Origin of the sequence: Pseudomonas sp. RA_15y_Pfl2_54 (genome assembly GCF_963971015.1) — a bacterium.
Lineage (GTDB): Bacteria > Pseudomonadota > Gammaproteobacteria > Pseudomonadales > Pseudomonadaceae > Aquipseudomonas > Aquipseudomonas baetica_A.
Genome location: NZ_CAXAPN010000034.1, coordinates 22,487 through 47,254 on the forward strand (window position 1 = coordinate 22,487; position 24,768 = coordinate 47,254).

The 24,768-nt window shown below is 59.0% G+C and carries 22 protein-coding genes, 1 tRNA gene and 5 pseudogenes; 11 read left to right on the plus strand and 17 right to left on the minus strand.

What is annotated here, in order from left to right; translation table 11 throughout:
• Nucleotides 1–13: 13 nt before the first annotated feature.
• From AACY50_RS22515 to AACY50_RS22555, 9 genes are all read right to left on the minus strand, one after another.
• Complete coding sequence (locus AACY50_RS22515) at nt 14–1,711, minus strand: putative porin (protein WP_339539199.1); 1,698 nt, start codon at nt 1,709–1,711, stop codon at nt 14–16.
• Nucleotides 1,712–1,750: 39 nt separating this feature from the next.
• Nucleotides 1,751–2,452, minus strand: a complete 702-nt coding sequence (locus AACY50_RS22520; RefSeq protein ID WP_339466694.1) for an energy transducer TonB family protein — start codon at nt 2,450–2,452, stop codon at nt 1,751–1,753.
• A 3-nt stretch (nt 2,453–2,455) separates the two neighbouring features.
• Complete coding sequence (locus tag AACY50_RS22525) at nt 2,456–2,881, minus strand: ExbD/TolR family protein (protein WP_339466696.1); 426 nt, start codon at nt 2,879–2,881, stop codon at nt 2,456–2,458.
• A gap of 11 nt (nt 2,882–2,892) precedes the next feature.
• On the minus strand, nt 2,893–4,692 hold the full coding sequence (locus tag AACY50_RS22530; RefSeq protein ID WP_339466698.1) for a DUF2341 domain-containing protein: 1,800 nt from the start codon (nt 4,690–4,692) through the stop codon (nt 2,893–2,895).
• Nucleotides 4,693–4,704: 12 nt separating this feature from the next.
• Nucleotides 4,705–6,303, minus strand: coding sequence for a ShlB/FhaC/HecB family hemolysin secretion/activation protein (locus tag AACY50_RS22535; RefSeq protein ID WP_339466700.1), 1,599 nt, complete (start codon nt 6,301–6,303; stop codon nt 4,705–4,707).
• Nucleotides 6,304–6,358: 55 nt separating this feature from the next.
• Nucleotides 6,359–6,970: a transposase gene (locus AACY50_RS22540; RefSeq protein ID WP_339495915.1), complete on the minus strand. Its 612-nt coding sequence runs from the start codon at nt 6,968–6,970 to the stop codon at nt 6,359–6,361.
• Nucleotides 6,971–7,187: 217 nt separating this feature from the next.
• Nucleotides 7,188–8,396, minus strand: a complete 1,209-nt coding sequence (locus AACY50_RS22545; protein WP_339495933.1) for a DSD1 family PLP-dependent enzyme — start codon at nt 8,394–8,396, stop codon at nt 7,188–7,190.
• Nucleotides 8,397–8,470: 74 nt separating this feature from the next.
• Entirely contained in the window at nt 8,471–9,799 is a 1,329-nt protein-coding gene (locus AACY50_RS22550; RefSeq protein WP_339539214.1) for a D-arabinono-1,4-lactone oxidase, read from the minus strand.
• A gap of 76 nt (nt 9,800–9,875) precedes the next feature.
• Nucleotides 9,876–10,229, minus strand: coding sequence for a c-type cytochrome (locus tag AACY50_RS22555; RefSeq protein ID WP_339539200.1), 354 nt, complete (start codon nt 10,227–10,229; stop codon nt 9,876–9,878).
• A gap of 292 nt (nt 10,230–10,521) precedes the next feature.
• Between AACY50_RS22555 and AACY50_RS22560 the strand changes: the two genes are divergently transcribed.
• Both AACY50_RS22560 and AACY50_RS22565 read left to right on the plus strand, forming a co-directional pair.
• Nucleotides 10,522–12,150: an NADP-dependent glyceraldehyde-3-phosphate dehydrogenase gene (locus tag AACY50_RS22560; protein ID WP_339466705.1), complete on the plus strand. Its 1,629-nt coding sequence runs from the start codon at nt 10,522–10,524 to the stop codon at nt 12,148–12,150.
• Between the two features lie 46 nt (nt 12,151–12,196).
• Nucleotides 12,197–13,237 (plus strand): FUSC family protein, encoded by a 1,041-nt coding sequence (locus AACY50_RS22565; RefSeq protein ID WP_339539215.1) that lies wholly within the window; start codon nt 12,197–12,199, stop codon nt 13,235–13,237.
• Nucleotides 13,238–13,240: 3 nt separating this feature from the next.
• Here AACY50_RS22565 and AACY50_RS22570 read toward each other — a convergent pair whose 3' ends face one another.
• A complete protein-coding gene (locus AACY50_RS22570) occupies nt 13,241–14,134 on the minus strand; it encodes a DMT family transporter (protein ID WP_339466707.1) in 894 nt (297 codons plus the stop codon).
• Nucleotides 14,135–14,285: 151 nt separating this feature from the next.
• Here AACY50_RS22570 and AACY50_RS22575 point away from each other — a divergent pair, with 151 nt between their 5' ends.
• Nucleotides 14,286–14,723, plus strand: coding sequence for an Lrp/AsnC family transcriptional regulator (locus tag AACY50_RS22575; protein WP_339466709.1), 438 nt, complete (start codon nt 14,286–14,288; stop codon nt 14,721–14,723).
• Between the two features lie 56 nt (nt 14,724–14,779).
• Nucleotides 14,780–15,106 carry a YceK/YidQ family lipoprotein gene (locus AACY50_RS22580; protein ID WP_339539201.1) on the plus strand — a complete coding sequence of 109 codons (327 nt, stop codon included), beginning with the start codon at nt 14,780–14,782 and terminating at the stop codon, nt 15,104–15,106.
• A 381-nt stretch (nt 15,107–15,487) separates the two neighbouring features.
• Here the strand turns inward: AACY50_RS22580 and AACY50_RS22585 are convergent, their stop codons facing one another.
• The gene (locus AACY50_RS22585) at nt 15,488–16,159 is read right to left on the minus strand and encodes a Bax inhibitor-1/YccA family protein (protein ID WP_008081508.1); all 672 of its coding nucleotides are present in this window, start codon (nt 16,157–16,159) and stop codon (nt 15,488–15,490) included.
• 122 nt (nt 16,160–16,281) lie between these two features.
• Here AACY50_RS22585 and AACY50_RS22590 point away from each other — a divergent pair.
• A tRNA-Ser gene (locus AACY50_RS22590) sits at nt 16,282–16,369 on the plus strand.
• A gap of 139 nt (nt 16,370–16,508) precedes the next feature.
• On the opposite strand, the gene AACY50_RS22595 is transcribed toward AACY50_RS22590, so the two are convergent.
• The gene (locus tag AACY50_RS22595; RefSeq protein ID WP_339433040.1) at nt 16,509–17,939 is read right to left on the minus strand and encodes an aldehyde dehydrogenase family protein; all 1,431 of its coding nucleotides are present in this window, start codon (nt 17,937–17,939) and stop codon (nt 16,509–16,511) included.
• A gap of 122 nt (nt 17,940–18,061) precedes the next feature.
• Here AACY50_RS22595 and AACY50_RS22600 point away from each other — a divergent pair, with 122 nt between their 5' ends.
• Complete coding sequence (locus AACY50_RS22600) at nt 18,062–18,976, plus strand: LysR family transcriptional regulator (RefSeq protein ID WP_339466719.1); 915 nt, start codon at nt 18,062–18,064, stop codon at nt 18,974–18,976.
• 342 nt (nt 18,977–19,318) lie between these two features.
• Here AACY50_RS22600 and AACY50_RS22605 read toward each other — a convergent pair.
• Nucleotides 19,319–19,790: pseudogene (locus AACY50_RS22605) on the minus strand (aldo/keto reductase); the annotation flags it as partial.
• Between AACY50_RS22605 and AACY50_RS22610 the strand changes: the two are divergent.
• The 3 genes and pseudogenes from AACY50_RS22610 to AACY50_RS22620 form a co-directional block, all read left to right on the plus strand.
• Nucleotides 19,787–20,330: pseudogene (locus AACY50_RS22610) on the plus strand (LysR substrate-binding domain-containing protein); the annotation flags it as partial. The pseudogenes AACY50_RS22605 and AACY50_RS22610 sit on opposite strands and share 4 nt — an antisense overlap.
• A 194-nt stretch (nt 20,331–20,524) precedes the next feature.
• On the plus strand, nt 20,525–21,094 hold the full coding sequence (locus AACY50_RS22615; RefSeq protein WP_339539203.1) for a DJ-1/PfpI family protein: 570 nt from the start codon (nt 20,525–20,527) through the stop codon (nt 21,092–21,094).
• A gap of 207 nt (nt 21,095–21,301) precedes the next feature.
• A pseudogene (locus AACY50_RS22620) lies at nt 21,302–21,418 on the plus strand (transposase domain-containing protein); the annotation flags it as partial.
• A 23-nt stretch (nt 21,419–21,441) separates the two neighbouring features.
• On the opposite strand, the gene AACY50_RS22625 reads toward AACY50_RS22620, so the two are convergent.
• Together AACY50_RS22625 and AACY50_RS22630 are read right to left on the minus strand one after the other, a co-directional pair.
• Nucleotides 21,442–21,924, minus strand: coding sequence for a GNAT family N-acetyltransferase (locus AACY50_RS22625; RefSeq protein ID WP_339539216.1), 483 nt, complete (start codon nt 21,922–21,924; stop codon nt 21,442–21,444).
• A 362-nt stretch (nt 21,925–22,286) separates the two neighbouring features.
• Nucleotides 22,287–22,418, minus strand: a pseudogene (locus AACY50_RS22630) (LysR family transcriptional regulator); the annotation flags it as partial.
• A gap of 1 nt (nt 22,419) precedes the next feature.
• Here AACY50_RS22630 and AACY50_RS22635 point away from each other — a divergent pair.
• Nucleotides 22,420–23,158 (plus strand): annotated as a pseudogene (locus AACY50_RS22635) (oxidoreductase); the annotation flags it as partial.
• On the opposite strand, the gene AACY50_RS22640 reads toward AACY50_RS22635, so the two are convergent.
• The gene (locus tag AACY50_RS22640; RefSeq protein ID WP_339539204.1) at nt 23,149–23,643 is read right to left on the minus strand and encodes a DUF1652 domain-containing protein; all 495 of its coding nucleotides are present in this window, start codon (nt 23,641–23,643) and stop codon (nt 23,149–23,151) included. The pseudogene AACY50_RS22635 and the gene AACY50_RS22640 overlap by 10 nt on opposite strands.
• Here AACY50_RS22640 and AACY50_RS22645 point away from each other — a divergent pair.
• Nucleotides 23,617–23,826, plus strand: coding sequence for a hypothetical protein (locus tag AACY50_RS22645; protein WP_339433034.1), 210 nt, complete (start codon nt 23,617–23,619; stop codon nt 23,824–23,826). The genes AACY50_RS22640 and AACY50_RS22645 overlap by 27 nt on opposite strands.
• Here the strand turns inward: AACY50_RS22645 and AACY50_RS22650 are convergent.
• Nucleotides 23,764–24,729, minus strand: coding sequence for a transcriptional regulator GcvA (locus AACY50_RS22650; RefSeq protein WP_339466086.1), 966 nt, complete (start codon nt 24,727–24,729; stop codon nt 23,764–23,766). The genes AACY50_RS22645 and AACY50_RS22650 overlap by 63 nt on opposite strands.
• Between the last annotated feature and the right edge of the window lie 39 nt (nt 24,730–24,768).

The window sequence follows — 24,768 nt, forward strand, 5'->3', positions numbered from 1 at the left end:
CTCTCCCGGCGCCTTAGAAGCGCGTGTTGATCTCAAGCTGCAAGACGTCGATGTCGAACGGCGCGCCATATACCGCCTCGGTGCTCAACCAGCGGCCGGTCGCAAAAACGTTCTTCGCCAGACCGTAGTTGCCGCCAATGAAATAACCTTTGGCGTTGGTGCCACCGAGGTGGAACGTCGAGTCGTTAAAGCCGTCCGGCAAGGCGTCCGGCTGGATGTACTTGTAGCCGGCGAACATATTCCAGTCGCCCTGCTTCTTAAGATCCAGGGCGTTGCCGAGGGTGAACTGCACCATCCACGCATTGGCGCCGCTTTCGATATCGCCGTTGCTGTCGAGGTTGTTGACGATTTGCCCGGCCGAACGCTTGCGCATGTCGCCTTCGTCGTAGCTGAGGTTATGGATGTAGTTGCCCTGGCTGCGCAGCTTGAAGTCTTGCGGCAAGTCGGCGTCCCACACCAGGTTCAGATCGAGCAGGTTGAACTCGGACGCCAGGCCGACGTATTGCGGTTGCGGCGTGGTCGTCGGGTTGAGCGGGTTCGGCGTGATGTCACGCAGCAGGAACACGCTGTTGCCCTTCTGCATGAACGCTGCGCGGCTGCCGTCGCTGTCGCAACCCGGTGCGCCGGCCCACGGTTCGCAAGGGCTGGAGCGCTGGCCTTCGATGTCGTCGAAGCGGTAATAAGCCAGCGCACCCTTCAAGCGGTTGTTGCTGTTGACCGCCCATTTGGCGCCGATTTGCGCGCCGTACAGCCATTTGTTGTCGCTCTCTTGCTTGTCGAAACCGTTGCTGCTGGTGGTGTCGTTTGTGTAGTCCACCGGGAACGCGCCGACGGTGCCGAACACGCCCCAATCACGATTGAGTTTGTGGTCGAAAATCGCCGCCACACCGTCGAAGTTAAGGTCGTTGGAATAGAGCATGTCGGTGGACATGAACGGGTTGGCAAAACGCCCGCCGGTGAGCGTCAGCTCATCCGAAGGTTTCCAGGTCAGATAACCCTGGTCGAGCCAGATGTCTTTTTTGGCGAAGCCACCGCCGAGGCTTTGCGTGGTCGATACCGGATTGTTGTCCGAGCCGGTGCCGATGCGGATGCCGGCGGTCCACTCTGGCGAGATCACCGCTTTCATGCCCAGACGTGCGCGAATGCGGAACTGGTTGGTGCGATCTTCGCGGGTATTGAGCAGCGGCGGCAGACTGGTGCTGCTGTTGGGGTTCACGTCATACGGGCCGTTGTTGTTGAGCTTGGCGAAGTCGACGATTTCGTTGCTGTTGCTGTCGGAGTAGTAGCGCGATTCGTCCCGCAAACGAATGTCGCCGTCAAAGCTGATGCGCGATGCCCAGTCGGGGAAGGTGTTGGGCGCAGCCCAGTTTTCCTGCTTGGCGGTGGCCATGACTTCGGCTTTGACCTGATCGCGAATCTGATCACGCACCGCCGCCGGCACGTACTGCACACGCACATCGCCAGGCGCGGCGACGGGGCCTGCCGCCACGGCGGTGGAGGCAGCGGCCTGCTTGGCCTGGACGGCCTCGTTCTGCGCCTGAGCGATCAGTGCGTCGGCCTTGTCCTGCTTCAAAATGCCCTGCTCGACCAGCAAGCGGATCAGATTGATCGTGGCGTTTTCCGAAGGCGCAGGCGCTGCTGCGGCCTGACCGACCAGGGTCGCGATGACCATGCCGACCGCCAGGGACAATCGATTCACATTGGAAATCATCTGCACACAACTCCTTTTGGCAAAACTGTAAGAATTCGGTTAACCCGCACGCCGCCCTTGCAGGGACAGGCGCACAGGCAAAGTCATGGAGGCCGGTGGCCGTTCGCTTAAGTGCGGCGCATTGCGCAGCGCCGCCAAAACCTGCGTGTCGATTTCAGGGTTGCCGCTGGACTTGATCAGCTCGACCCGGGTGATCTCGCCGACGCTGCTCAGCCACACATCGGCCTGCAAGGTGAACGCGAGGTTGCGCAGTTCAGGGCTCTCGCGCAGCAGCTTCTGGAACGTGAACGCGAGGAACTGGCTGTAAGTGCCGTTACCCAACCGCCCGCCTCCGGCGCCCACCATGCCGCCGCCCTTGCCCGCGCCGATGTTGAAGGCGTCGTTGCCGGACTGCGCATCGCCATCCATTTGCATCGGGTTGGCCAGATCGTCCGCCGGCGATGGCGGTGCTTCCTCTTCGGGCTTGACCTCTTGCGGCTCTGGCGTTGGCTCGGGCTCGACGACTTTTTCTTCGACCGGGGTTTCCGGCTCCGGCGGTTTCTCCGGCGGCGGAGGTGGTGGTGGCAACGGGATGATCGTCGGCACCTTCGGCGCTTCCCGGCGGATGCCGCTCATGTCGTTGGCCCACTGCCACAGGAACCACGCGGCGAGTGCGGCGAGAATCAGCCCCGCGCCCCACTTCGCATAGCGCAAGGGCGACTTCTTCACCGGCAGCGGTTCGATCGGAAGTTGTGCGGTCATGACTCAGCCCTGACTCGGTTTGCCGGTGACGAGACCGACCTGGGACAGTTCGAGCCGGCGCAACAGATCCAGCACTTCAATGACTTTCTGGTACTGCACCGTGGCGTCACCGCGCACGATCACCGGGAAGTCCGGGCTCTGTGCCTTCTCGATGCGCAGACGCTCTTCCAGTTCGGCCAAGGTCACCGGGTAGGCATCCAGGAACACTTGGCCGCCGTCGTTGACCGAAATGGCCTTGGTCTTGGCTTCGGACAACGACACCGCAGCGCTGGCCTTGGGCAGGTTGATCTGGATTCCCGACACCTGCGCGGTGGCGGTGAGGATGAACATCACCAGCACCACCATCAGCACGTCCACCAGCGGCGTGATGTTGATGCTGTCGACGGCTGAATCTTCGTCATCGTCGTGGGAGGCATTTACGGACGCCATGTCAGTGCTCCTCAGGCCGGTACGGAGTGGTTGGCGTGATGGCCGCGCGAGTGCGACGCCTCACTGAACTGGCTTTCGCCATGCATCTCCGCCAGACGCGTGATGAACTCGTCGACGAACACGCGCATGTCGGCGCTGACTTCCTTGTTGCGGGTGATCAGGCGGTTGTAGCCAAACAGCGCCGGGATCGCGACGAACAGACCCATCGCTGTCGCCAGCAAGGCAGCGGCCATGCCGGGTGCGATGGCGTTAATGTTGACGTCGCCGGCCATGGCGGTACCGAGGAACACCACCATGATCCCCAGCACCGTGCCGAGCAGGCCGATGTAGGGGCCACCGGCGATGGCGTTGGACAGGGTCGAGAGTTTCGAACTCAGTTGCTGGTTTTCCCGGGTACGCACACCGTCCATGGAGCAACGAATGGCTTCGATGGTCGCCGCCGAAACCGATGACGTGTCGGCGCCCTGTTCACGGCGGGTGCGGATTTCTTTCACGGCCACCAGATACAGGCGCCACAGCGACGAATGCTGTAGGCGCTGGGCAAGTTGCGCGTCGTCGGCAAACATCTCCAGGCGCGTGCCGACCTTGGCGAACTGCACGCGGAAATCTTCGTTGGCCGACGTCACGCGGCTGAGGGTGCGGTTTTTGCGCAGCATGATGATCCATGACTGGAACATCATCAGCACCAGCACGGCGATGATCACCCAGGCGTCCACCGGTACCGCGTTGAGCAGGAAACCGAGGCTGCCGAACCCGAAGCCCGATTGTTCTTCATCAACGCCGTAGGCGACCAGTTTCGACTCGGCGCCCTGCGAGGTGGCATCGGCGAGCAGCAACGGCGCCGGGCGGGCGACTTTTGACAGGCGCAGTTCGTCGATGGCGCCTACAAACGGCAGATAAGGGCCTTCTTGCAGATCAGCGCCGATGGCCATGACCGAATTGAACGCCGGCATGGCCAGGGCCAGTGCTGCCCCCTCACGACCGTTGATGTACAGGGTGACTTTGGCACCTTCGGCCGTCAGCGCGACGTGCTGCCATTGGCCGGGGTTGAGCGGCTGCGTGGCAACGGCGCGCTGGCCGTCGATTTCCACGAACGGCACGCCCTGATTCACCCCCGCCAGCAAACTGTTGGCACCTTCTCGGCGGGCCAGAATCAGTTGCTCGCCATCGGCCTGATCCAGTCGCAGCCAGGCGCTGAAGGTGAATGCACTGCCAGCGTTGTGCTGCAACGATGGGCTGGCCGGCAACAGCAACGGTTGGCCGCTGAACTGCAAGGCCCGCCCGATGACACCGTCAATCGCCGCGCCGGTCGCACTTTGCGCGGTGTTGCCGTAGGCCGTGGTGTCTTTGGCCGGGGTGCCGGTGGCACCGTCGAGGTGATACAGCGCGGTGTAATTCGGATCGAAGGTCAGTTGGCCGTTGCCGGTGGCCGGGGCCTTCTGATTGCCGTAGTACATCCAGATGTCCTGACGCTGACCGCCCTCGACATTCGGCACATCGACCCAGATCAACGCCATGCCCATCAGCGCGTCGAAGCTTTCGATCTGATGGTTGAGTACGGTTTTGTCATCGGCGGCGACGAAGCGCAGGTCCGAGCCGTCCTCCTTCACACCGTCGAAGGTGAAGTTGCCGGTGTGCAGGCGCACCAGTAGCGCGGTGCGGCCCAGCGGCTGATTGATCGCCGCCCCTTGCGGCGTGGTGTCGACGGCGATTTGTTTGCGGTAGTGCCAGTCGTCCTGCCACCAGGCCTGAGCCGTGGCCGGGAGCACGAAGCCCAGGCAGATCAACAACGAAAGAAAGAGGCGCTGCATGAACGTGCTCCTTTAGAAAGTGGCTTGAAGGTTGAAGTGCAGGCGCGATTCCTGTTTCGAGGTGTTCGGCCCTTCGAGTAGCGGATAACCCCAGTCGAGGCTGCCGGACAGCCATTTGCTCAGGCTGGCGCGGGTGCCGAGGCCGACACTGGCCAGGGCGTAATTGGCGTCCTGATCAGGCAGTTCGTCGCGCAGGTACAGTTGCGCGCCTTCGGCAAACGCATAGAAACGCCAGTCCTGCATCCAGGTGCCGGCGAACCTGGCCAGCGAGGGCGTGCGCAGTTCCTGGCTCAGCAGAAAACCGTCATCGCCCGTGCGCTCGGCGGCCAGATAGCCGCGCACCGACGTCGCGCCACCGGCAGAAAATTGTTCGTTGGAAACCAGTGGCCCCGACGCCAGTTGAAACGCGGCTTTGCTCGCGCTCTGCCAGTCGTTGTCGAAGGTCCAGGTGTAACTGGTGTCGCCCTTGAGCACGGCGAAACTCGGCTTGGCGCGGTAGCGTTTGTAGTCGAAGTCTTCGTCGGAACTGCCATAGCCAAAAAGGCTGCGAGTGGCCGCGACCAGGCTCAAACCGAGGCCGAGCTGACTCTTTTCGGTGTAGCGATAGCCGTTGTAGGCGAAGGTGAACGGTGCGTATTTCAGTGGCACCTTGTCGCTCTCGCCGGAGAGGGTCAGGCGTTCTTCGAAGTCCTTGAAGTCGACGCCCGCCGACAACGAGTTCGACCAACTGCCGCTGGATGGCAGCGTGTAGATCGCCGACACCCCGTAGGAATGGCCCTTGCCCAGCACGTTGCTGCCGCCAATGGTGGCGACGTTGCTGTCGGACTGGTAACCGGACAACTGCACGCTCCAGCGATCGGTCAGCGGGGCGGTATAAGAGCCCGACCAGACCTTGGCGTTGTCGGTGTCTTGCGGCGCGGTGAAGTAGGTCAGGGAAATGCTGTGGCCGAGCTGCCAGAGGTTGTTGTAGCCAAGGCTGGTGACGGTGCGCAGCTTTTCGGTGTCGGCGCTGTAGTCGTTGTTCAGACCGACGCTGGCCGTCCACGGGTTCTGATCTTCAACCTGCAAATCGACGTCCATGGTGCCGGGGCGCTGGCCCTCGCGAACCAGCGGCATGACCTGCCGGCCGGGCGTCTTGTTCAGTTGCGCCAGTTCACCCTGAACCTTGGCGAAGTCCGGTACCTCGCCCTCCTTGAGCGCTGGCACTTCGTCACGGATGTCCAGCGGCGAATAGTGCTTGGCGCCGACCACGCGCACCCGGCCGACCTTGGTTTCGCTGACTTGCAGATAAACGATGCCGTCCGCCACCGCTTGCTCCGGCAATTGGACGAACACCGATTGATAGCCGCGTTCCTGATAGACCTTCTGCAACGCGTCGCGCGCACCTTCGATGTCGCTCAGCGCTTTTTGCGGACCGAGGAACGGGTACACCGCCTCTTCGATGGCCCGTGCATCAAGCACGGTGTTGCCGCGCACAAAGTATTCGTTGACGTCGACCAGACGCTGCGCCGCTGCACTTTCGGTGGCCGGCGCGGCCCATGCCGGCTGCGCGCCAACCGCCACCAGCAGCCAGCCCCACAGCGCCAGCCGTGACGTGAAAATCTGTTCCACACTACCCCCTGAATTCGCGATGACCTGTTGGCGCCTCAGCGCCCTCTGTGTTGCGTCAATTGCTGGCTGTTGAGGCGCAGGCGTGCTTGCCGAGCCAGGTGTGCAGAAGCGCGAAGTTCAAGGAGAACTCAGGCATTTGCAGCAAGGCACCGCAGAACACTTCGCCGATGATTTTTTGAATGAGCTGCACCGCACGCGGGTTGTTGAGCAGCGTGGCGATGTCGCGACTGAGGATGTTGAAGCTCCAGACTTTCTGGTTCAGGCCCAGGCCGACGAACCAGCGGAACAACAGGTTGTAATTGAGCTGCTCGTAGAGTTGCTGCTCGCTGGGTACCGAGTACAGCAACTGCAGCAACAGGATGTGCATGACCGTTTGCGCGGGGATCAACATGCCGGGTTCGGCGTCGAGGTCATGGAGGATGTTGCGGTGGGCGTCGAGCAGGTCATCGATCTGCGGGCGCAGCAAGACCAGCGAATGGCCCGGCGGAATGTAACTGGACACCTCTTTCAAGGCACCCTGCCAGTCATCCTGCGAGACGATCCAGACCCACGGCGCGCCGTAGCGATACACCGAAACCGGCTTCTTGCGCGCGGCCTCGACGATCTTCGACAAGCGCTGATCGAGCTCCTGCATGCCCACTTTCGAGTAGCGTTCCATAGTCCCCATTGCCTCACTCCCGGCGTCCCGCCTCGGCTTGTGAAAAGCGCCCCGAAAGGCCCTCAAGCGCGTTACATAGGCATGACCGGAATGGCGATGTGCTACCGAACTTTTGTCATAAAAGCTTCATTACAGACGTTTGGGAATGGAATCTGAAAGGCACCCCGCCTCCTGTGGGCGCTGACTTGCTCCCACAGGTTTTGGGGTGTTTGGCAGACACACGTTTTCAGGTGTAGACCGGCCAGATGTCGACGATTTTTCCGCCGCGCACCGCCAACAAGTCCCCGAATTGCAGCAGCACGGCTTCGGTCTGAGTCGGACGCAGGAAGACTTGGTCTTCGAGGGTCAGGCCCACGGCGTTGGAGCCGTTGACCATCTCCTGGTTGGAACTGCGACCGTATACGCTGTTGCTTTGCAAACCCGGTGGCGATTCAAATTCGGCCATCCAGTTGCCGCCATAGATGAAAAAGGTCTGCCGCTGGTTGGTGTCCCACCACGAAAACAGCTTCGATTGGTCATCCAGTGCAGGGATGTTCACCGCGCCCGTGCTTTTCAATACCGGGGTGGCGATATAAACCGCTGGCTCGTGCTCGACCAGCGATGGCAGGTCATAGTGGGTCGGTTTGAGCATCGCCGTCCCCACCGAAACTTCAGTGCTGAGCTTCTCGTTTTCATGAATGCGATAGCTCGGACTGCCAGCGGTGTTAAGACACAAGCCGTCGTGCCACAACGCGGGAAACTGCTGCCGGGTGAAATCGACGCAACGCTGATAACGCATCATGACCTTGGCAAACAGCTCTTCGGGCGAACCGAGAATGTCCGGCACGCCCATGCCCACGAACGGGTCGTAACCCATGAACCCGGCGAATTGCAGATGCTGCGCATTGGTGCTGATCAGGCTGAGCATCTGCCCAAGCACATTCACATCACTGACGCCGCCGCGATGCAGGCCGACATCGAGTTCAATGTTGATGCGCATCCGCGTGCCCAGCCCCTGTGCCAACGCCAGGTATTGCTGCAGCCGTTCAGGCCCGTCGAGCAGCCATTGCAATTGCTTCGACGGGTCGAACGGACCTTTGTGGGTTTGATAAAACAGCTCAGCCGACCTCACCGGCAACGGCTTGCCGAGCAGGATGTCGGACTGGGGAAACGTGACAGCATCGTGATTGAGAAACGGCTGATGAAACGACATGAGTTTTTGCGTCCCGGCCCGCTGTGCGATGTAGCTCAACAACCCCGGTGACGGCAGAGATTTCTCCACCAGACGCAATTGCTTGCCGCCGCGTTTGACCGACTGCATCACCACGTCGATGTTGTGATCGAGGCGATCCAGATCGATCAACAACACCGGGCGCATCGGTCCGTTGTCCTTCAACTCTTTATTCAGCGCGCGGAAATACTCGCTGTACGGGCCGCCCCGATCACTCGGTCGCAGCCAGACGCCCACGCCCACTGACAAAGCGCCGACACCCAGCGTGCCGAGGAGAAAATTGCGTCGATTGATCGCCATCAGCTCACCCCCAATATCGACGACAGATGCGCATTGAGAAACCGCCCGCTGGGATCCAGCGCCTGACGCACCTCGACAAACTCACGCCAGCGCGGGTACAGCGGCTGCAAGGTGCTCGCATTGAGCGTATGCAACTTGCCCCAGTGTGGCCGGCCGTTGTACTTCCAGAAGATCGGCTCGACGGCCGCAAAAAAGTTGTGGTGGTCCATTTGATAGTGCTGATGCACCGAGATCGAACAGCTGTCGCGGCCCTCGAACATGCTCAGCGGGATGTTGTCAGCCTTGACGTAGCGGTACTCGATGGGAAACCAGGTGCGCAGGTCTTTGTCCTGAATCAGCTTGAGGATTTCGCGCAGGCACGCTGGGCCGTGTTCGGCGGGCACCGAGTACTCCATCTCATTGAAACGCACGGTGCGTACGTTGGCGTAGATGTCGAACGAGTCGCCTACCCGCTCATCGAAACTCGCCAGATGCCGCAGGTTGTTGAGCAGCGTGCGGCGCAAATCAGGGAAGTCGCTGCCGTACTTGTCGATCATCTCGATCAGGGTCACGAACGCGTTGCCGCCCTCCTCTTCAGGGCTGATCGGTGGCGTGGCCGGGTCGTCGGTTTCGTTGAGGGCGATGGACAAGGCGTAATCGGAATGGGTGACGACGAGCATTTCCCAGTGCTGGTTTTCACGGGTGTTCTTGTCCAGATCTTCGAGCAGTTCTTCGGTCCTGGCGATCCATTGGGTTTCGCGCAAACGATAGGCCGGGCGGTTTTGCAAACGGATTCTTGTCGCCACGCCAAGCGCACCGAGGGAGACGCGAGCGGCGTTGAACACTTCGCGATGGCGCTGACTGTCGCAGTCCAGCACCTCTCCGTTGGCCGTGACCAGTTGCAGGCCGCAGACGTGAGCCGAGTAGGACTGAAAGGTTTTGCCGGTGCCGTGAGTCGAGGTGGCAATCGCTCCGGCGAGGGTTTGATAATCGATGTCAGCCATGTTGTGCAGGGCTTGGCCGATCTCTTTCAACGGCACACCCATGCGCGACATCGGAGTGCCCGCGGCGAATTCGGCTTGCAGGGTTTTCGGGTCGTGGTCGAGCAGACCGTTGAAGTAACTCAGCGATATCAGCGTGCCGTCGGTGGGCACCAGAGCACTGAAGGAATGTGCCGAACCGACCGGGCGGATTTTGCCTTGGGCATGACGGATCAACGTCGTCAGTTCATCGAGGTTTTTCGGCGTCAGTCGCGCCGCCGGCAGGCAACTTTGCCCCCCCGACCAGTTGCGCCAGGGAATCAGCCGTGGCGCGCGCATCAACTGGCCCAGGGCCGGGTTGCTCGCCAACGCAGTGAAGGCGCCGAAGATGCCTGCCCGTTGCAACAACTGACGCCGTGTCAAATCCATCGTCATGCCGGGCACCTTATTGAGGGAGGGGCTGGTCGGCCATGAAACCGATCAATTGCAGGAATTGGTCTTCGGTGCACTCGACGCATTGGCCCATCGGCGGCATCGCGTTGTAACCGTTGATGGCGTGGTCCAGGAGCGTGTCGGCACCTTGCTGGATACGCGGTTCCCACGCTTTACGGTCGCCGGTGAGCGGTGCATTGGCCGCGGGATTGGCGTGGCAGAGTTGGCAACTGTTGCTGTAGATCTGCGCCAGCGCCGGATCGGCGGGGCTGGCGCTGCTGTGGGTGGCTGGGGATTTGACCTCATCGCCACAACCGAGCAGTGCCATCGACAGCACCATCAGGAAGGTAAACCGCAATGCCCGCATAACGATCCTCGCGTGGGATACCGCTTATTGTTGTGATCAAACCTTAAGGCAGGCACGTCAGCGGGTTGAGGGCATTGCGGGACAGTGAGGGGGGCTTCGGGGGCCAGCAGCGGATTTTCGACACACCACGGTCCAAAGCCGGGATGAGGTTTCATATGTGCCTTAAAGCTCTGTTCCGCGCCTCTGCGTGACATTCAGGTGACATTTGCAGGTTTAAATTTCGGCGCATTCAGGCGTATAACCTGTACAGACTTTTCCAAATGCACGCGGACATCCAACACGGGGTAGCGACATGACCACAGCAAATATCCTTGGCAACCTGTTCCCTTCTGTCAGCGACATCCCGGAAAAATACCGCCTCGACGGTCAGGTCGAGCAACGCGAATACCTGGTCGACGGCGAACTGCGCCGCTGGGATGGCCCTCTCGCCACCGTGCGCAGCCCGGTGTACTTGAATCACGGCGAGAACGGCGACGAACAAGTGATCCTCGGCAGCACACCGCTGCTCGACGCCGACACCGCCCTCACCGCCCTCGACGCCGCCGTCCGCGCCTACGACCGGGGCCAGGGCTTGTGGCCGACCCTGCGTGTGGCCGAACGTATCCAGCACGTCGAAGCCTTCCTCGGCCGGATGCGTCAGCAGCGTGATGCCGTGGTCAAACTGCTGATGTGGGAGATCGGCAAGAACCTCAAGGACTCGGAAAAAGAGTTCGACCGTACCTGCGACTACATCGTCGACACCATCAATGCCCTGAAAGAACTCGACCGCCGCTCCAGCCGTTTCGAGCTGGAACAGGACACGCTCGGCCAGATCCGCCGCGTGCCGCTCGGCGTGGCCCTGTGCATGGGGCCTTACAACTATCCGCTGAACGAGACCTTCACCACGCTGATCCCGGCGCTGATCATGGGCAACACCGTGGTGTTCAAACCGGCCAAGCTCGGCGTCCTGCTGATTCGTCCCTTGCTCGAAGCGTTTCGCGACAGCTTCCCCACGGGCGTGATCAACGTGATCTACGGCAGCGGCCGTGAAACCGTCAGTGCGCTGATGGCCAGCGGCAAAATCGATATCTTCGCGTTCATCGGCACCAACAAAGCCGCCAGCGACCTGAAAAAACTGCACCCCAAACCTCACCGTTTGCGTGCCGCGTTGGGGCTGGATGCGAAGAACCCCGGCATCGTCCTGCCGGAAGTCGATCTGGACAATGCGGTCAGCGAAGCCGTCACCGGCTCGCTGTCGTTCAACGGCCAACGCTGCACGGCGCTGAAGATCCTGTTTGTCCATGAGGATGTCGTTGATAGCTTCATAGAGAAATTCAACGCCAGACTGGCTACGCTCAAACCCGGCATGCCGTGGGACAGCGGCGTGTCGCTGACGCCACTGCCAGAGTCGGGCAAGGTCGATTATCTGCATGCTCTGGTGGCGGATGCGCGCAGCAAGGGCGCCGAGGTGGTCAACCCCAACGGCGGTGAATCCCGCGAGTCATTCTTCTACCCGGCGGTGCTGTACCCGGTGAATCCGCAGATGCGCATCTATCAGGAGGAGCAGTTTGGCCCGGTGGTGCCGATCGTGCCGTACCGCCATCTCGATACCGTGATCGATTACGTGCTGGAATCGGACTTCGGTCAGCAACTGAGTATATTTGGCACCAACCCGGTAGCGGTCGGGCGTCTGGTCGACACCTTCGCCAATCAGGTCGGACGGATTAACCTCAACGCCCAGTGCCAGCGCGGCCCGGACACCTATCCGTTCAACGGTCGCAAGAACTCCGCCGAAGGTACGTTGTCGGTACACGATGCACTGCGGGTGTTTTCGATCCGCACACTGGTGGCGACCAAGTACCAGGACAGCAACAAGGATCTGATCAGCGAAATCATTCGAGGACGCGATTCGAGCTTCCTGACCACCGATTACATCTTCTGACGAGGGCCATGCACTGAGTACGTTCAGCAACCACCGACTGCCACCGCTGTTGCGCCGAATCCTGCGTCCGTTATTGAACCCGTATCGGCGCTACCGACACGCCCGACTGATCCACGCGGTGCGGGTGGCATTGGGGTTGTTGGCGACCATCCTGCTGACCACCGGCATCAACCTGCCCCACGGCGAGTGGGCGTCCGTGACCATGCTGGTGGTGATCGGTGGCTTGCAGCACCACGGCAACATCGGCAAGAAAGCCGCCGAACGCGCCACCGGCACCTTGATCGGCGCCGGTGTGGGTTTGCTGCTGGTGGCTCAGCAGGCGTGGCTCGGGATGCCGTGGCTGACGTACTTCGCCATGGCGGTGGTCTGCGGTTTTTTCTCCTATCACGCCATCGGCAAGGGTGGCTACACCGCCCTGCTCTCGGCGATTACCGTTTTCATTGTCGCCGGGCACGGCGACAATCCGATCACTGACGGGTTGTGGCGTGGGGTCGATATTCTGATCGGCATTGCGCTGGCCCTGGCGTTCTCCTTCGCCCTGCCGCTGTACGCGGTGTATTCCTGGCGCTACAAACTGGCCGACGCCTTGCGCGACTGCGCCACCGTGTATGGGCGGATCATCAGTGGCCAAGCGGTCAGCGCTGATGAGCATCTGAAACTGATGGGGCGCTTGAGCGGTGTAATGGTGCAACTGCGCTCTCTGATGCCGTCGGTGTCCAAGGAAGTGAAAGTCTCGATGACAGAGCTCGATGCGATTCAGCGCAACCTGCGCATGTGCATCAGCACGCTGGAGATCCTCGGCAACACCCGTCCGGATGCCAACGACCCGCACGCCATGGCGCACCTGCAATCGGCGTTGCAGGCCGAGCACCGGCAGATTCGCGTGCAATTGATCGGCATGGCCCGCGCCCTGAAATCCGGCGCAACGCAGCGACTGGATCGCTCGTTGGAGTTGCCGGATGCCAGCCTTGACGCCCCCGTCTACAGCCCGCTGGATGGCTATCGCTTGTTGACCCGGCAACTCGCCGCGAACGTCGCGGAGATGCGCCAGCGCTTGGCGAAAACCGCGCCGCGCTGGAACATCTGAGGGCTACGGCGTTACCAGTCGCCGACTCTTGAACCCCCACCCCCTTTGCATACCGGCGGCCGCCAGCAGGATCGCGGCCACTCCCCCCCACTGGAGCACTTCCAGGCGATGGCCGAAGGCGAACCAGTCGACGAAAATCGCGGCAATCGGGTAGATGAAGGACAGTGCGCCGGTCAGTGCGGTCGGCAACTTCTGAATCGCGCCGTACAACAGCACGTACATAAGGCCGGTGTGGACGATGCCCAGCGCCAGCAGACTGGCCCACGCACCCGGCGCTTGCGGCAACTCGCTGAAATGCGCGAACGGCGCGAGCAGCAGTACCCCGGTGCACACCTGAATCAGTGCGATCAGGTGCGGCGGCGTGCCAGTCAGGCGCTTGATGATCATCGCTGCCATCGCATAGAGAAGCGCCGCGCCTAACGCCAGGGCGATGCCGATCAGATAGTCATCACCGCCCTCGCCTTGCTGGCCGTGGGCACTGACAATCGCCAGCATCCCCATGAATGAAATCCCCAGCCAGAACAGCTTCTGCAAGGTGATTTTCTCGCCGAGAAACAATGCTGCCAATCCGACCAGCATAAACGGCTGCACGTTGTACACCGCCGTGCCGATGGCAATCGAAGCCCGAGAGTACGAGGCGAACAACAATACCCAGTTACCGACAATCGCCGCGCCGCTGAGTACCGCCAGCAAGAACGTGGCGCGGGTCACAATGCCCGGGCGTAGAAGACCGAACGCCGCGCAAATCAACAGCAAGGTGACGGCACCGAACACGCAGCGCCAGAACACCACATCGAGCACCGGCTGCCCGGACATCAGCACGAACCAGCCGATTGTCCCGGATATCAGCATGGCGGCGGTCATCTCGATTGAGCCACGACGGAGTGTGTTGTCCATCATCAAATCTCCTTTACGTTGGAGGAAAGCGTGGCAAAAGTATGCCAAGCAGGCACGCGGCCGCTCCAGCGCAATAAACAGGCTAAACTCGATTTCTACCTTTCTTATCGCGGGTTATTTACGCAAACAGCCTAATACTGGAGTTGAATTCATGACCGACGATATCGACCGGATACTCATCAGCGCACTGATGGAAGATTCGCGGCGCTCGCTCAAGGCGCTGGCCCAGATCAGTGGCCTGTCCTCGCCCAGCGTGGCCGAGCGCTTGCGGCGCCTGGAAGAACGCGGCGTGCTCAAGGGCTTTACCGTGGAGATTGATCCGAAGTGCTTCGGTTATCAATTACAGGCCATCGTCCGCGTCCGTCCGCTGCCGGGGCAGCTTCAAGAGGTTGAGCGGCAGATCATGTCGATTCCAGAATTCACCGAGTGCGACAAGGTGACGGGCGAGGACTGCTTTATCGCCCGACTGCATGTGCGCTCGATGGAGCAACTCGACACCCTGCTCGATCGCCTCAATACCCTGGCCGAAACCAATACGGCAATCGTCAAGAAGACCCCGGTCAAGCGTCGTTTGCCACCGATGGCTTGAGTGCATTGGGCGCAAGATCGGGGTAGATTGAGGTTTTTCCGGCAAGGATTGGCGGTATGAAAATTCAGGCATTGATGCTGGTAGCGATGTTACTGACCGGGTGCGGCACGGTACAGACCGTTGTTTTGAGCGATAAGAGTGCTACCGAGCAGCTCAAAACCAAGAAAACCTACTGCGGCGCCGTCCCCCGAATCTACAGCGGCGTGACCTACGACTTCTGCATGCTGCACGCAGAAAAGCCGGAAGACGTCGATGCGTTCAGCCACAACAACGCCTCGTTCGGCCTGTTAGTCGATGCGGCCGCCTCGGGCATCCTCGACACTTTGCTGTTGCCCTATACGATTTACAAACAACAGGCCGACGGCGGCATCGTGGTCAACTGATTGAAACCTCCGGACGCCAAGACATCCAGAGGCTACAGCGGTTTATTCGAGCAGTTGTTGCAGGTCTGGGGCGCAATTGCTCGGATCTTTCCAGACCTGCCGATGGTGGAGGCGCCGAGGTCGATGTCGATACCTGATGTGTAGGTCTGGCCGCTAACGGACCGCAATGCTGCCACAGCCTCTAGTACCACTGGCGCAGCTCGTGTTGGTGCTTCAGAAGGCGGGCCTGAGTTTTGGCAGCCGTTCTTGCATGCTCACGGCTGCAGGTCATTTCAAAAGATGCCAGCCTTTCCCGGCATTTCGAGAGTCAATAGCCACAACCCTTTTTCTCGGGCAACAAAAAACCCGCCGAAGCGGGTTTCTTGTTGAAGCGGGCTGCGATCAGTCGTCGCGGCTCATGATGCCGAAGATCTGCAACAAGCTGATGAACAGGTTGTAGATCGATACATACAGGCTGATGGTCGCCATGATGTAGTTACGCTCGCCGCCGTGGATGATGGCGCTGGTCTGGAACAGGATGCAGACGGACGAGAACAGCACGAAACCTGCGCTGATCGCCAGTTGCAGGCCGCTGATCTGGAAGAAGAAACTGGCCAGCGTTGCGCCCAGCAACACGAAGAACCCAGCGGTGATGAAACCACCGAGGAAGCTCATGTCCTTGCGGGTGATCAGTACGTAAGCCGACAGACCACCGAACACCAGTGCAGTCATCGCGAACGCCGAGCTGACCACTTCAGCGCCGCCCTGCATACCCAAGTAACGGTTGAGGATCGGGCCGAGCAGGAAACCCATGAAACCGGTGAGCGCAAACGCGGACACCAGGCCCCAAGCGGAATCACGGAGTTTGTTGGTGAGGAAGAACAGCCCGTAGAAGCCGATCAGCACCACGAAAATGTTCGGGTAGCCAACGCGCATCTGCTGGGCAACAAAAGCCATCACACCGCTGAATGCGAGGGTGAGAGCCAGTAGGCCATAAGTGTTGCGCAGGACGCGGCTAACCTCTAGCTGCTCAGCCTGCACGCTGTTATTAACTGCGTAATCCTGTTCGCGCATGGCGACACTCCTGTTGGTTTGAAACGTTCAGTCGCAAAGATCATAACAGACGCTCTGTAACAAGCCATGCAGAGAGTTTGACAGTGTGTTTCATTCAGGTATTATGACGCCCGCAACGCAACGGAGGTGTGGCCGAGTGGTTTAAGGCAACGGTCTTGAAAACCGTCGACTGTAACAGGTCCATGAGTTCGAATCCCATCGCCTCCGCCATTTTATGTACGACAAAGCCCTGATTATTCAGGGCTTTGTCGTTTCTGGGGTTTGAGACTTCTGCTTCGACCTACACGGATCGTTTCCGCATCTTTTCTGCCATTTGCGCAACCCTGCCTTTCGGACCCCACTGGCCCAGTCATTCCAACGGGTCGTACCTGAGTAATGTCTTGGGCTCCAGATACGCGCTCATCCCCCACTTGCCCATTTCGCGCCCAAGCCCTGATTGCTTGAATCCACCGAAGGGGGCACGCGGTTCGTGGGCCAAGGTGTTGATGAGCACGCGTCCCGAATCGATCTGACGGGCGACGTTCATACAACGTTCGGAGCTTTTTCCCAGCACCAGGGCGCTCAGCCCATAGTCCGTATCGTTGGCAATGCTGATCGCATCGGCATCATCCTCGTAGGGGATGATCGTCAGCACGGGGCCGAAGATTTCCTCACGCGCGATGCGCATCCGGTTGTTGGCATCAGTGAAGATCGTGGGCTTCACGAACCATCCGGCATGCAAGCCTTCCGGGCGACCTTCGCCACCTGCCAACAACCTCGCGCCTTCTTCCTGGCCAGTGCGGATGTAGCGCTGCACCCGCTCCCATTGTTTCAGGCTCACCATCGGGCCTATGTCGGTGTCGGCGTTTCGCGGATCAGCCGATAGAATCTGTGAGACACCCTCCTTCGCAATCCGCTCGAACTCTGCCAACCGGCTGCGTGGCACGAGGATGCGAGTGCCCGCGATACAAGCCTGGCCGCTGTTGAGAAATCCGGTTTGCATTACTAACGGCATCACTGCGTGGAAATCCGCATCGTCAAGCACCACGGTGGGCGACTTGCCGCCAAGTTCGAGCGTCACACGCTTCATGGTGTCAGCACCGGTTTTTACCAGATGTCGCCCGATAGCGGACGACCCCGTGAACGAGATCTTGGCAACATCGGGATGACGGGCGATTTCCTCACCTACTACATCGCCTCGCCCGTTGACGATATTGAATACACCCGGTGGCAGCCCCGCTTCGTGCAACGCACTGACCACGACCTGCGTCTGTAACGCGCTCATCTCGCTTGGCTTGATGACGGCAGTGCAGCCTGCTGCCAGCGCGGTGGCCAGCTTGTTGCAGATGAAACCCGCATTGCTGTTCCAGGGCGTGATCAGACCGGCAACGCCCACGGGCGTCAGAATGACCCTGGCCATGCCGACCTGCTCCTCAAAATCGAACGCCTCCAGTGCATCGATTGCTTGCGCGATCACATCGGCCGGGTAAGTCGCCATCGAGCGCGCGCGATTCGCAGGTGCGCCGTATTCCACTAGGATGGCTTCCAGCAGTTCTTCCTCCTTTGCCGCCACGGCCTGGTGCATGCGTTGCAATACCGAAATGCGTTCTTCCCGGCTTGTACGAGCCCACGCCGGGAACGCCGCCTTGGCTGCTGCGATGGCACGCTGTGCGTCCAATGCATCGCCCAACCGAACCTGACCAATGACTTCCTCGGTGCTCGGGTTATGAAGGTCGAACCATTCCTGGCCGTGTGGCGTAACGAACTCGCCGTTGATGTAGATGTGTTCAATGCGCTGCATGATGACTCCTCGCTCAAAATGACTCGCCTGAATCGAGCCATTGTGATGAAGTCTATGAAGGGTTCATTAATCCGATAAGCCATCCTTTGGCATATGAACCATCCTTATATTCAGGACAATCCATGCACAGATCAGGAATGACCGAGCTGGAAGTCGTACTGGCCGTTTCGCGCCGCAGCAGTTTTCGCGGCGCTGCACAGGAATTGGGCATGTCCACTACCGCCGTGAGCAGCGCGGTGGCTGGTCTGGAAGCACGCCTGAAGGTACGTCTGTTCAATCGCTCGACGCGCAGTGTTGCCCTCACGGACATCGGCCAACGCTATGTGGCACGCATCGCACCTGCGTTGGCACAGATCAAAAGTGCCGGCGAAGAGGCCAGCGTCGGCCCCGATGAACCCAGCGGCACATTGCGCATCAATGCACCGCATGGCGCGGCCTACTTGTTGCTGGAGCCGTTATTGAAGCAGTACGCGCAGCGCTATCCCGAAGTACGCATCGACATCGTCAGCGAATCAAGCATGGTCGACATCATCGCCGGTGGCTTCGACGCCGGGATTCGCCTGGCAGAGTCTGTGCCGCAAGACATGATTGCCGTGGCACTGTCGGGTGACGTCCGGATGCTCGTGGTAGCAACGCCCGAGTACCTCGAACGCCACGGCGTGCCCGAGCATCCGCGAGATCTACTCACCCACCGGAGTATCGGTATGCGCATGGCCCATGGTGGCCTATACCAGTGGGAATTGGAGCGCGATGGCCAGAAAGTACAGATGGATCTGCCAGTGTGCTTCGCCTCCAACGAAATGCTGGCAATCAAACAGGCCGTGTTGTTGAGCCTTGGCATTGGTTTCATTTCCGAGTGGTTCATCCAGGAAGAACTGGCAAGCGGCGCCCTGGTGCCGGTATTGATCCCGTGGTGCCCGTCGTTTGGTGGGTTGAGGCTCTACTACTCGGGCCATCGCTTCGTGCCGGCGCGACTGCGCGCGTTAATTGAACTCGCGCAGGAGTTGCGGCCCAATCTGAGTTCGCGAGTATTTTGAGCCGATGACCACAGGTCTAATTGATGCCAACCTTCAGGATGTACTTGTGGTTTTTGAAGAAGTACCCAACGTAGATTTAAGCGTCATGTGTGAACAACTACAGACCGCTAGACGCGAGCTATTGAATCAACTGGCTATCTTCGTGGCTCGACTGTTTGTTGCTGCCAGGTAACCGGCAGGATCTCCAGGAGCCATCAGCTGACTCCTGAGATCACACGCTGCCAAGCAGAAGGGGCCGGCGGTGTCTGCTTTGTCGGCCGCGATCCCTATCGCTCGCGGTCATCCCTTACCTCCCGCATAGAGGTTATGTCAGCAACGTATCAATTGATTGACATTGGTTGCTCAGGCCGCGCTGCTGGGTACATTTGTCCCTCTACCTTCAGGTAAATAGGGGCTCATTTCTTCTATTTCAGCGTGGCTAAGACGAATGCTGGTGGCATCGATCAATCCATTCATGGACTAGGTCGGGCCGACGTACGCCTACGATAGCGCCGGTGACTGCCGGATCACGTAGTACCCAAGCGATGGCTACGGCCGCCGCACTGACCTCATGTCTGGCCCCAATTTTTGCCATGACTTCTACCAAAGCGAGGTTATTGCTGAGGCGAGGTTCCTGGAAGTCGGCGCTACGCGATTTTCGCCAGTCGTCGTCGGACAACTGTGCAATCCGCTCACGGGTCAGGCTTGCGGTCGGTAGGCCAGATTGTAAAGTCGAGTAGGCAATCACTCCAACCTGCGCCGTTGCACAATAAGGCAGGTTTTGATCCTCGATATCGCACATCAAGGCTGAATACGGCGGTTGAAGGGAGGCAATACCCACGCATCAATGTGGAGCTGGTGACTGACGATGGGTTGAGCGACATCATCGACAAAGGGTTCGATGCCGGCGTGCACTTCGGCGAAATCCTCACTGGTGAAATGGTCGCTGTCCCGGAGGGCTCTCCCCAGGTGATTTGTCACAGTTGCTGCCTCCGGTTATCTCGTGGGGTGCGGGACACCGGAAACGCCACAGAGGCTGCTTGAACACGCTTGCATTGGCAGACGCTTTCCCAGCGGCAAACTGTACAAATGGGAATGTCTTGCCGAAGGCCTGCCCATGCGCCTGGCCGTGACAGGGCCGTTGATACTGGGAGATGACACCATGATGATCCAGGCCGCGAAGGACGGTACCGGGATGGCGTACGTGTATGAGGAGATGGCAAGGGAGTACATAGCGCAGGGGCAGTTGGTGGAAATTCTTGAAGACTGGAAAGCCCTGCCAAGCAGGTTTTTTATCCATTATTCCAACCGGCATCACGTACCGCCGGCGCTACAGGCGCTCATCGAGTTTGTACGTGAAACGCAGCATCAATGACAAACTGAAGGCGGTACACTTGCTCGCCGTCTAGAAGCGTAGGGTTGTGAAGACGGCGTTCTGATCAAGCGTTATCGACAGGCCGTTTTTGGCCGATTGCTGCCTATCATAAGGCGCAGCAACCGACCCGAAGCAGCCTTGATGTCTGTTTATTGTCGCCATTCGTTATTGGCATTCATGGAGGATTCTGACTGATGGCACGTGTGGGTTTGATACTGACACCCGGTTTTGCGGACTGGGAATATGCTTTCATTGCTGGAACTGCGTCACCGTTTTACGGGATCGACGTCAGGTTTTTCGCTCCTGCTACGGGGCAGTTCCGCTCGCAGGGCGGATTGGCTGTAACGGTTGATAGCAGTTTGCAGCAATGTCTGGACTGGAAACCGGACGTTGTTGTCATCATTGGAGGAACGATCTGGGAACGTGCAGAAGCACCGGATATTCGAGACTTTCTTCATGCCAGTCGCTCAAGTGGGGCGACAATTGCAGGTATCTGTGGGGGAACGCTGGCACTTGCCAGGGCCGGGCTTCTCGACACGGTTCCTCATACCTCGAACAGCGCTGACTTCTTACAACAGAATGCCGTAGGTTATGAAGGGCGCACGCTTTATCGAAACAGTCCGGTCGCTGTGGTTGCAGACCGCATCATAACTGCTCCAGGCCCTGCACCCATTAGCTTCACCTGCGCAGTGTTCGAAGGGGCCGGGCTATCTTCAAAGATCATTTCTCAGTTCAGGTCAATGTTGGCAGCGGAACATGCGTGATCGCGTCGCCCCGGCGCTGACTGGACGCCGCTCAAGTTAGCTTCACTAGGCCGACCCGGTCTAATCCTTGTTCCGCCAGACGGGTCACCAATGGGATTACGAGCGATATGAAGGCGATAACTGGAACGTAACCGAGTTGCCATTTATGCGGCAGCAGCTCTTCAATTTCACATGCCCGATGCGTAAGCGTACACCGAAGTCACGATGCATGACTCAGGTCGATATCTGAAAGACGTTCTCACGCGTCTGCCGACGCAGCGGGCGAGTGATATTTCCGACCTGTTGCCGCACAGGTTGATGCCCATCTGGCTGTACAACCTTTGACTGGTCACCGTATCAAGATTCGCCTAGTTACCCAAACTAACGGTATTACTGTTGGCGCGGACATAATAATTATCAAATTCACCGCTTTCGACAAATACGAAACCATGGCGAATATAAAAGCGATTTGAAGCGCTTTCTTTGAGAGCGCCAACCTTAATAGGGCGTCCGATCTCATCCGCCTTTCTGAAAATCTGAGTGAGAACTTCGGTGCCTATCCCTGCTCCTTGGGCGCTAGGTATCACATACAAGTGGTCAAGCAGAAGCTCGCTTTGATGGTCTTTGAGAACAACAAAACCGACCATATCACCTGATACTTCTATGCGGCGCGTGCTGCTAGCGTCGAAACCACTATGAAACCGTTCGCGCGCGCGATCAGGATCAAACCGCCCAAGCCGCTCTAGGCTTTCGCGCATGGCCTCAATCCGAATGGCTATCAGATCTTCTAGATCGCAGTTTGAAGCACGGCGTAAAACGACAGCAAATTTTTGATCAGGGGAAGTTGACATAACAAGCGCTTTAGGCATGGCCGGTGACTCATTATAGAGAGCGTGAGTCGCATAACCAGTCCTGCAAAATAGAAACAAATATCTTCTAAGCTGCTGAAAGATAAGGATTAATATTCGAACTTGAAAACAGTCGACGGTAGCAGTTCCATGCGTTCGAACCCCACCGCCTCCGCCATCTTTATACGACAAAGCCCTGATTATTCAGGGTTTTGCCGTTTCTGGGATTCGCAACTGTCAAGCCGGTCTTTCTGAACCGTTTGAGCACCTATTCAGTCAATTCCGCAGCCCTGCACTCCAACACCACCTCGTCCCGCTCAAATAAAATAGCTCCAGACAAAATAATCACTCGCGCATAGAGCCGGTCAAGCGTTGGTTATGGACGGGGCGTCAGGATTGAGGATTTCCACGAGAAAGTCGATAAACACATTGATGCGGCTCGATCCACGATGATTGGGCAAATACAACGCGTTGATGCAACTGCTGGCACTGCCTGGGCACGTCGGGCGGGTTTCGCACCCAAGCTTCCAACCCGACGCCGGTCTGCCGGTCGCGCCCAGCGCCTTACCCGTGCCCGGCAAGACTTTTATCGTCGATGAAAAGGGTAACGGTATCTGGAGCGGCGCGCAACGCGCTGGATGCCGGCATGGACGGCGTGGAAATCCATGCCGGAAATGGTTATCTGCTCGATCAATTCCTTAACAGCAACAGTAACCAGCGCGAAGACGATTACGGCGGCAGCGTTGAGAATCGCGCACGCTTTCTGCTGGAGGTGGTAGCGGCGGTCGCTGAAGAAGTAGGTGCTGAACGGGTCGGTGTGCGGCTGACGCCGATGGGACGATTCATGGGCATGGGCGATGACACACCCGAGACTACGTTCGGTCATCTCGTCGAGATGCTCAACCAATGGAATCTGGCCTACCTGCATCTGGTGGAGCCTGCGATGGTCGGGACGGTCAAGGACGAAAACTTCGACCCGCGCTGGGACGCGATCATCGCCCAGCTTCGCCAAGCCTGGAAAGGCGTTCTGATTCTGGCCGGCGGGTATGACGCCGAGTCCGCCGAGCGAGCACTGATCTCAGGTCGCGCCGACATCATCGCGTTCGGTAGACCTTTTCTGGCCAACCCTGACCTGCCGCGACGGATTCACGAGGGCTTACCGCTCAACACCCCGGACCCGAGCAGCTTTTTTGGTGGTGATCAGCGCGGCTACATCGACTATCCGTTTTACGCCTGAGATGAGGACGCCGCCCTTTCACGCGGCCACGCTCTCATTTCATGAGCAAGGCTGAGCTCTGCGCGAATTTCATCGACGAGTGCAGTTATTGCCTGGTTTCCTTTCAGACACGTGATGGAAATGCCTGTGACCATCAACTCTATCCGCCCCGATAGAGGGTCATGGATCTGCGCCTGAAGATAACCCTGTGGCTCAATCTGACATGTGCACGAGAGCGGCAAAAAAGCCGATTCGATGATGTGGCGCAGTTCAAGGTTTGACAGCATGTCGACCCCTTTGAGCAGGAGCCAGCCAAGGCACTCGCGCCTTACTGGATTGATTGTGGTGCCATCACCCATAACACCTAGCGCAGCAATGACATGATCAGCGTACGCCTTCGTGCTCGACACGTTATACCCTTTAGCAATCGAACCCCTTTTATCTCGTTTCCATAGCACGCACTTGCCGAGGATGTCGCAATGCCGAAGAAACAGCCGGTCGTTCAAGAGACCGCAACAGCCGCAGACATCGAACGCGCCATCCAGGCGTTGAACAAAATGGCCGAACGCCTCTGGGGGGATAGTCGAGAAGCGGAGGCCAAAGCCCTTCTCGACGCGCTTGATGCGTTAAACAGGGCCCTCGACAGAATCAGGATTGGAGAAAGTCGCAGGGTGGTCACGCTCCATTGAACCGCTCACGTTATTGTCCAGCGACGCCAGCAACCATGTCCTGAGGGCCACTATTTTTTGCGAATCAGCCGTTTCATGAGGCGCCACCAGATAGAACCCCAAATCATCTTTCAAGCGCAGAGCAAATGGCGCCACCAGTCGCCCTGCTCGCAGATCATCGGCGACATAGGTCGAACGCCCCATGCATACGCCTTGCCCGTCCACAGCGGCCTGCACCGCCATCATCGCCAGATCAAACGTCAACCTTGGCCCTTCGGCCAGTTGCGCTGGCTGACCGGCGGCACTGAGCCAGGTGTTCCAGTCTCCGGCGGTCATGCCACTGACTTGCAGCATCGTGTGGTTCGCAAGATCGGCTGGTGTGCTCAAGGCCTTCGCCCCGCCAGGCAATGCGGGACTGCATACCGGGAATATTTCATCAGACATCAAGAAGTCGGCGCGCAAACCCTTCCAGTCGCCCCGACCATAACGAATCGCTGCGTCAATGCCGCCCTTGCGAAAATCCACCAGATCGGTGGAGGCGCTGACCCGAACATCAATATGGGGATACGCCTGCTGAAACGACGGCAGACGTGGCAATAACCATTTCGACGCCACCGATACCAAGGTACTGAGGGTCAACACACTGTTGTTGCGCGACGCCAGTAATTGTTCGGTCGAATAGCGCAGCCCTTGGAATGCCGAACGGATACCGGGCAAATAGGCCTGACCATGCTCAGTAAGTGCCAAACCGTCCTTGAGGCGCAGAAACAGAGGCACGTCCAACGCCTCTTCGAGCCGGCGAATCTGATGACTGATGGCGGTTTGCGTGACGTTAAGCTCTTCGGCTGCCCTAGTGAAACTCATGTGCCTAGCGGCGGATTCGAAGGCTTTCAAGCCGTTGAGAGAAGGAAGTCTGGCAAACATGTGAAGTTCAATGACCATGAGATTTTGTCATACGCTAAC

Bases quoted from the DNA above. Each gene is read 5' to 3' on its own strand.
- AACY50_RS22515 (WP_339539199.1), bottom strand. From the start codon at position 1,711: ATGATTTCCAATGTGAATCGATTGTCCCTGGCGGTCGGCATGGTCATC.
- AACY50_RS22520 (WP_339466694.1), bottom strand. From the start codon at position 2,452: ATGACCGCACAACTTCCGATCGAACCGCTGCCGGTGAAGAAGTCGCCC.
- AACY50_RS22525 (WP_339466696.1), bottom strand. From the start codon at position 2,881: ATGGCGTCCGTAAATGCCTCCCACGACGATGACGAAGATTCAGCCGTC.
- AACY50_RS22530 (WP_339466698.1), bottom strand. From the start codon at position 4,692: ATGCAGCGCCTCTTTCTTTCGTTGTTGATCTGCCTGGGCTTCGTGCTC.
- AACY50_RS22540 (WP_339495915.1), bottom strand. From the start codon at position 6,970: ATGGGGACTATGGAACGCTACTCGAAAGTGGGCATGCAGGAGCTCGAT.
- AACY50_RS22555 (WP_339539200.1), bottom strand. From the start codon at position 10,229: ATGCGGGCATTGCGGTTTACCTTCCTGATGGTGCTGTCGATGGCACTG.
- AACY50_RS22560 (WP_339466705.1), top strand. From the start codon at position 10,522: ATGACCACAGCAAATATCCTTGGCAACCTGTTCCCTTCTGTCAGCGAC.
- AACY50_RS22570 (WP_339466707.1), bottom strand. From the start codon at position 14,134: ATGGACAACACACTCCGTCGTGGCTCAATCGAGATGACCGCCGCCATG.
- AACY50_RS22575 (WP_339466709.1), top strand. From the start codon at position 14,286: ATGACCGACGATATCGACCGGATACTCATCAGCGCACTGATGGAAGAT.
- AACY50_RS22580 (WP_339539201.1), top strand. From the start codon at position 14,780: ATGAAAATTCAGGCATTGATGCTGGTAGCGATGTTACTGACCGGGTGC.
- AACY50_RS22585 (WP_008081508.1), bottom strand. From the start codon at position 16,159: ATGCGCGAACAGGATTACGCAGTTAATAACAGCGTGCAGGCTGAGCAG.
- AACY50_RS22595 (WP_339433040.1), bottom strand. From the start codon at position 17,939: ATGCAGCGCATTGAACACATCTACATCAACGGCGAGTTCGTTACGCCA.
- AACY50_RS22600 (WP_339466719.1), top strand. From the start codon at position 18,062: ATGCACAGATCAGGAATGACCGAGCTGGAAGTCGTACTGGCCGTTTCG.
- AACY50_RS22615 (WP_339539203.1), top strand. From the start codon at position 20,525: ATGGCACGTGTGGGTTTGATACTGACACCCGGTTTTGCGGACTGGGAA.
- AACY50_RS22625 (WP_339539216.1), bottom strand. From the start codon at position 21,924: ATGTCAACTTCCCCTGATCAAAAATTTGCTGTCGTTTTACGCCGTGCT.
- AACY50_RS22645 (WP_339433034.1), top strand. From the start codon at position 23,617: ATGCCGAAGAAACAGCCGGTCGTTCAAGAGACCGCAACAGCCGCAGAC.
- AACY50_RS22650 (WP_339466086.1), bottom strand. From the start codon at position 24,729: ATGTTTGCCAGACTTCCTTCTCTCAACGGCTTGAAAGCCTTCGAATCC.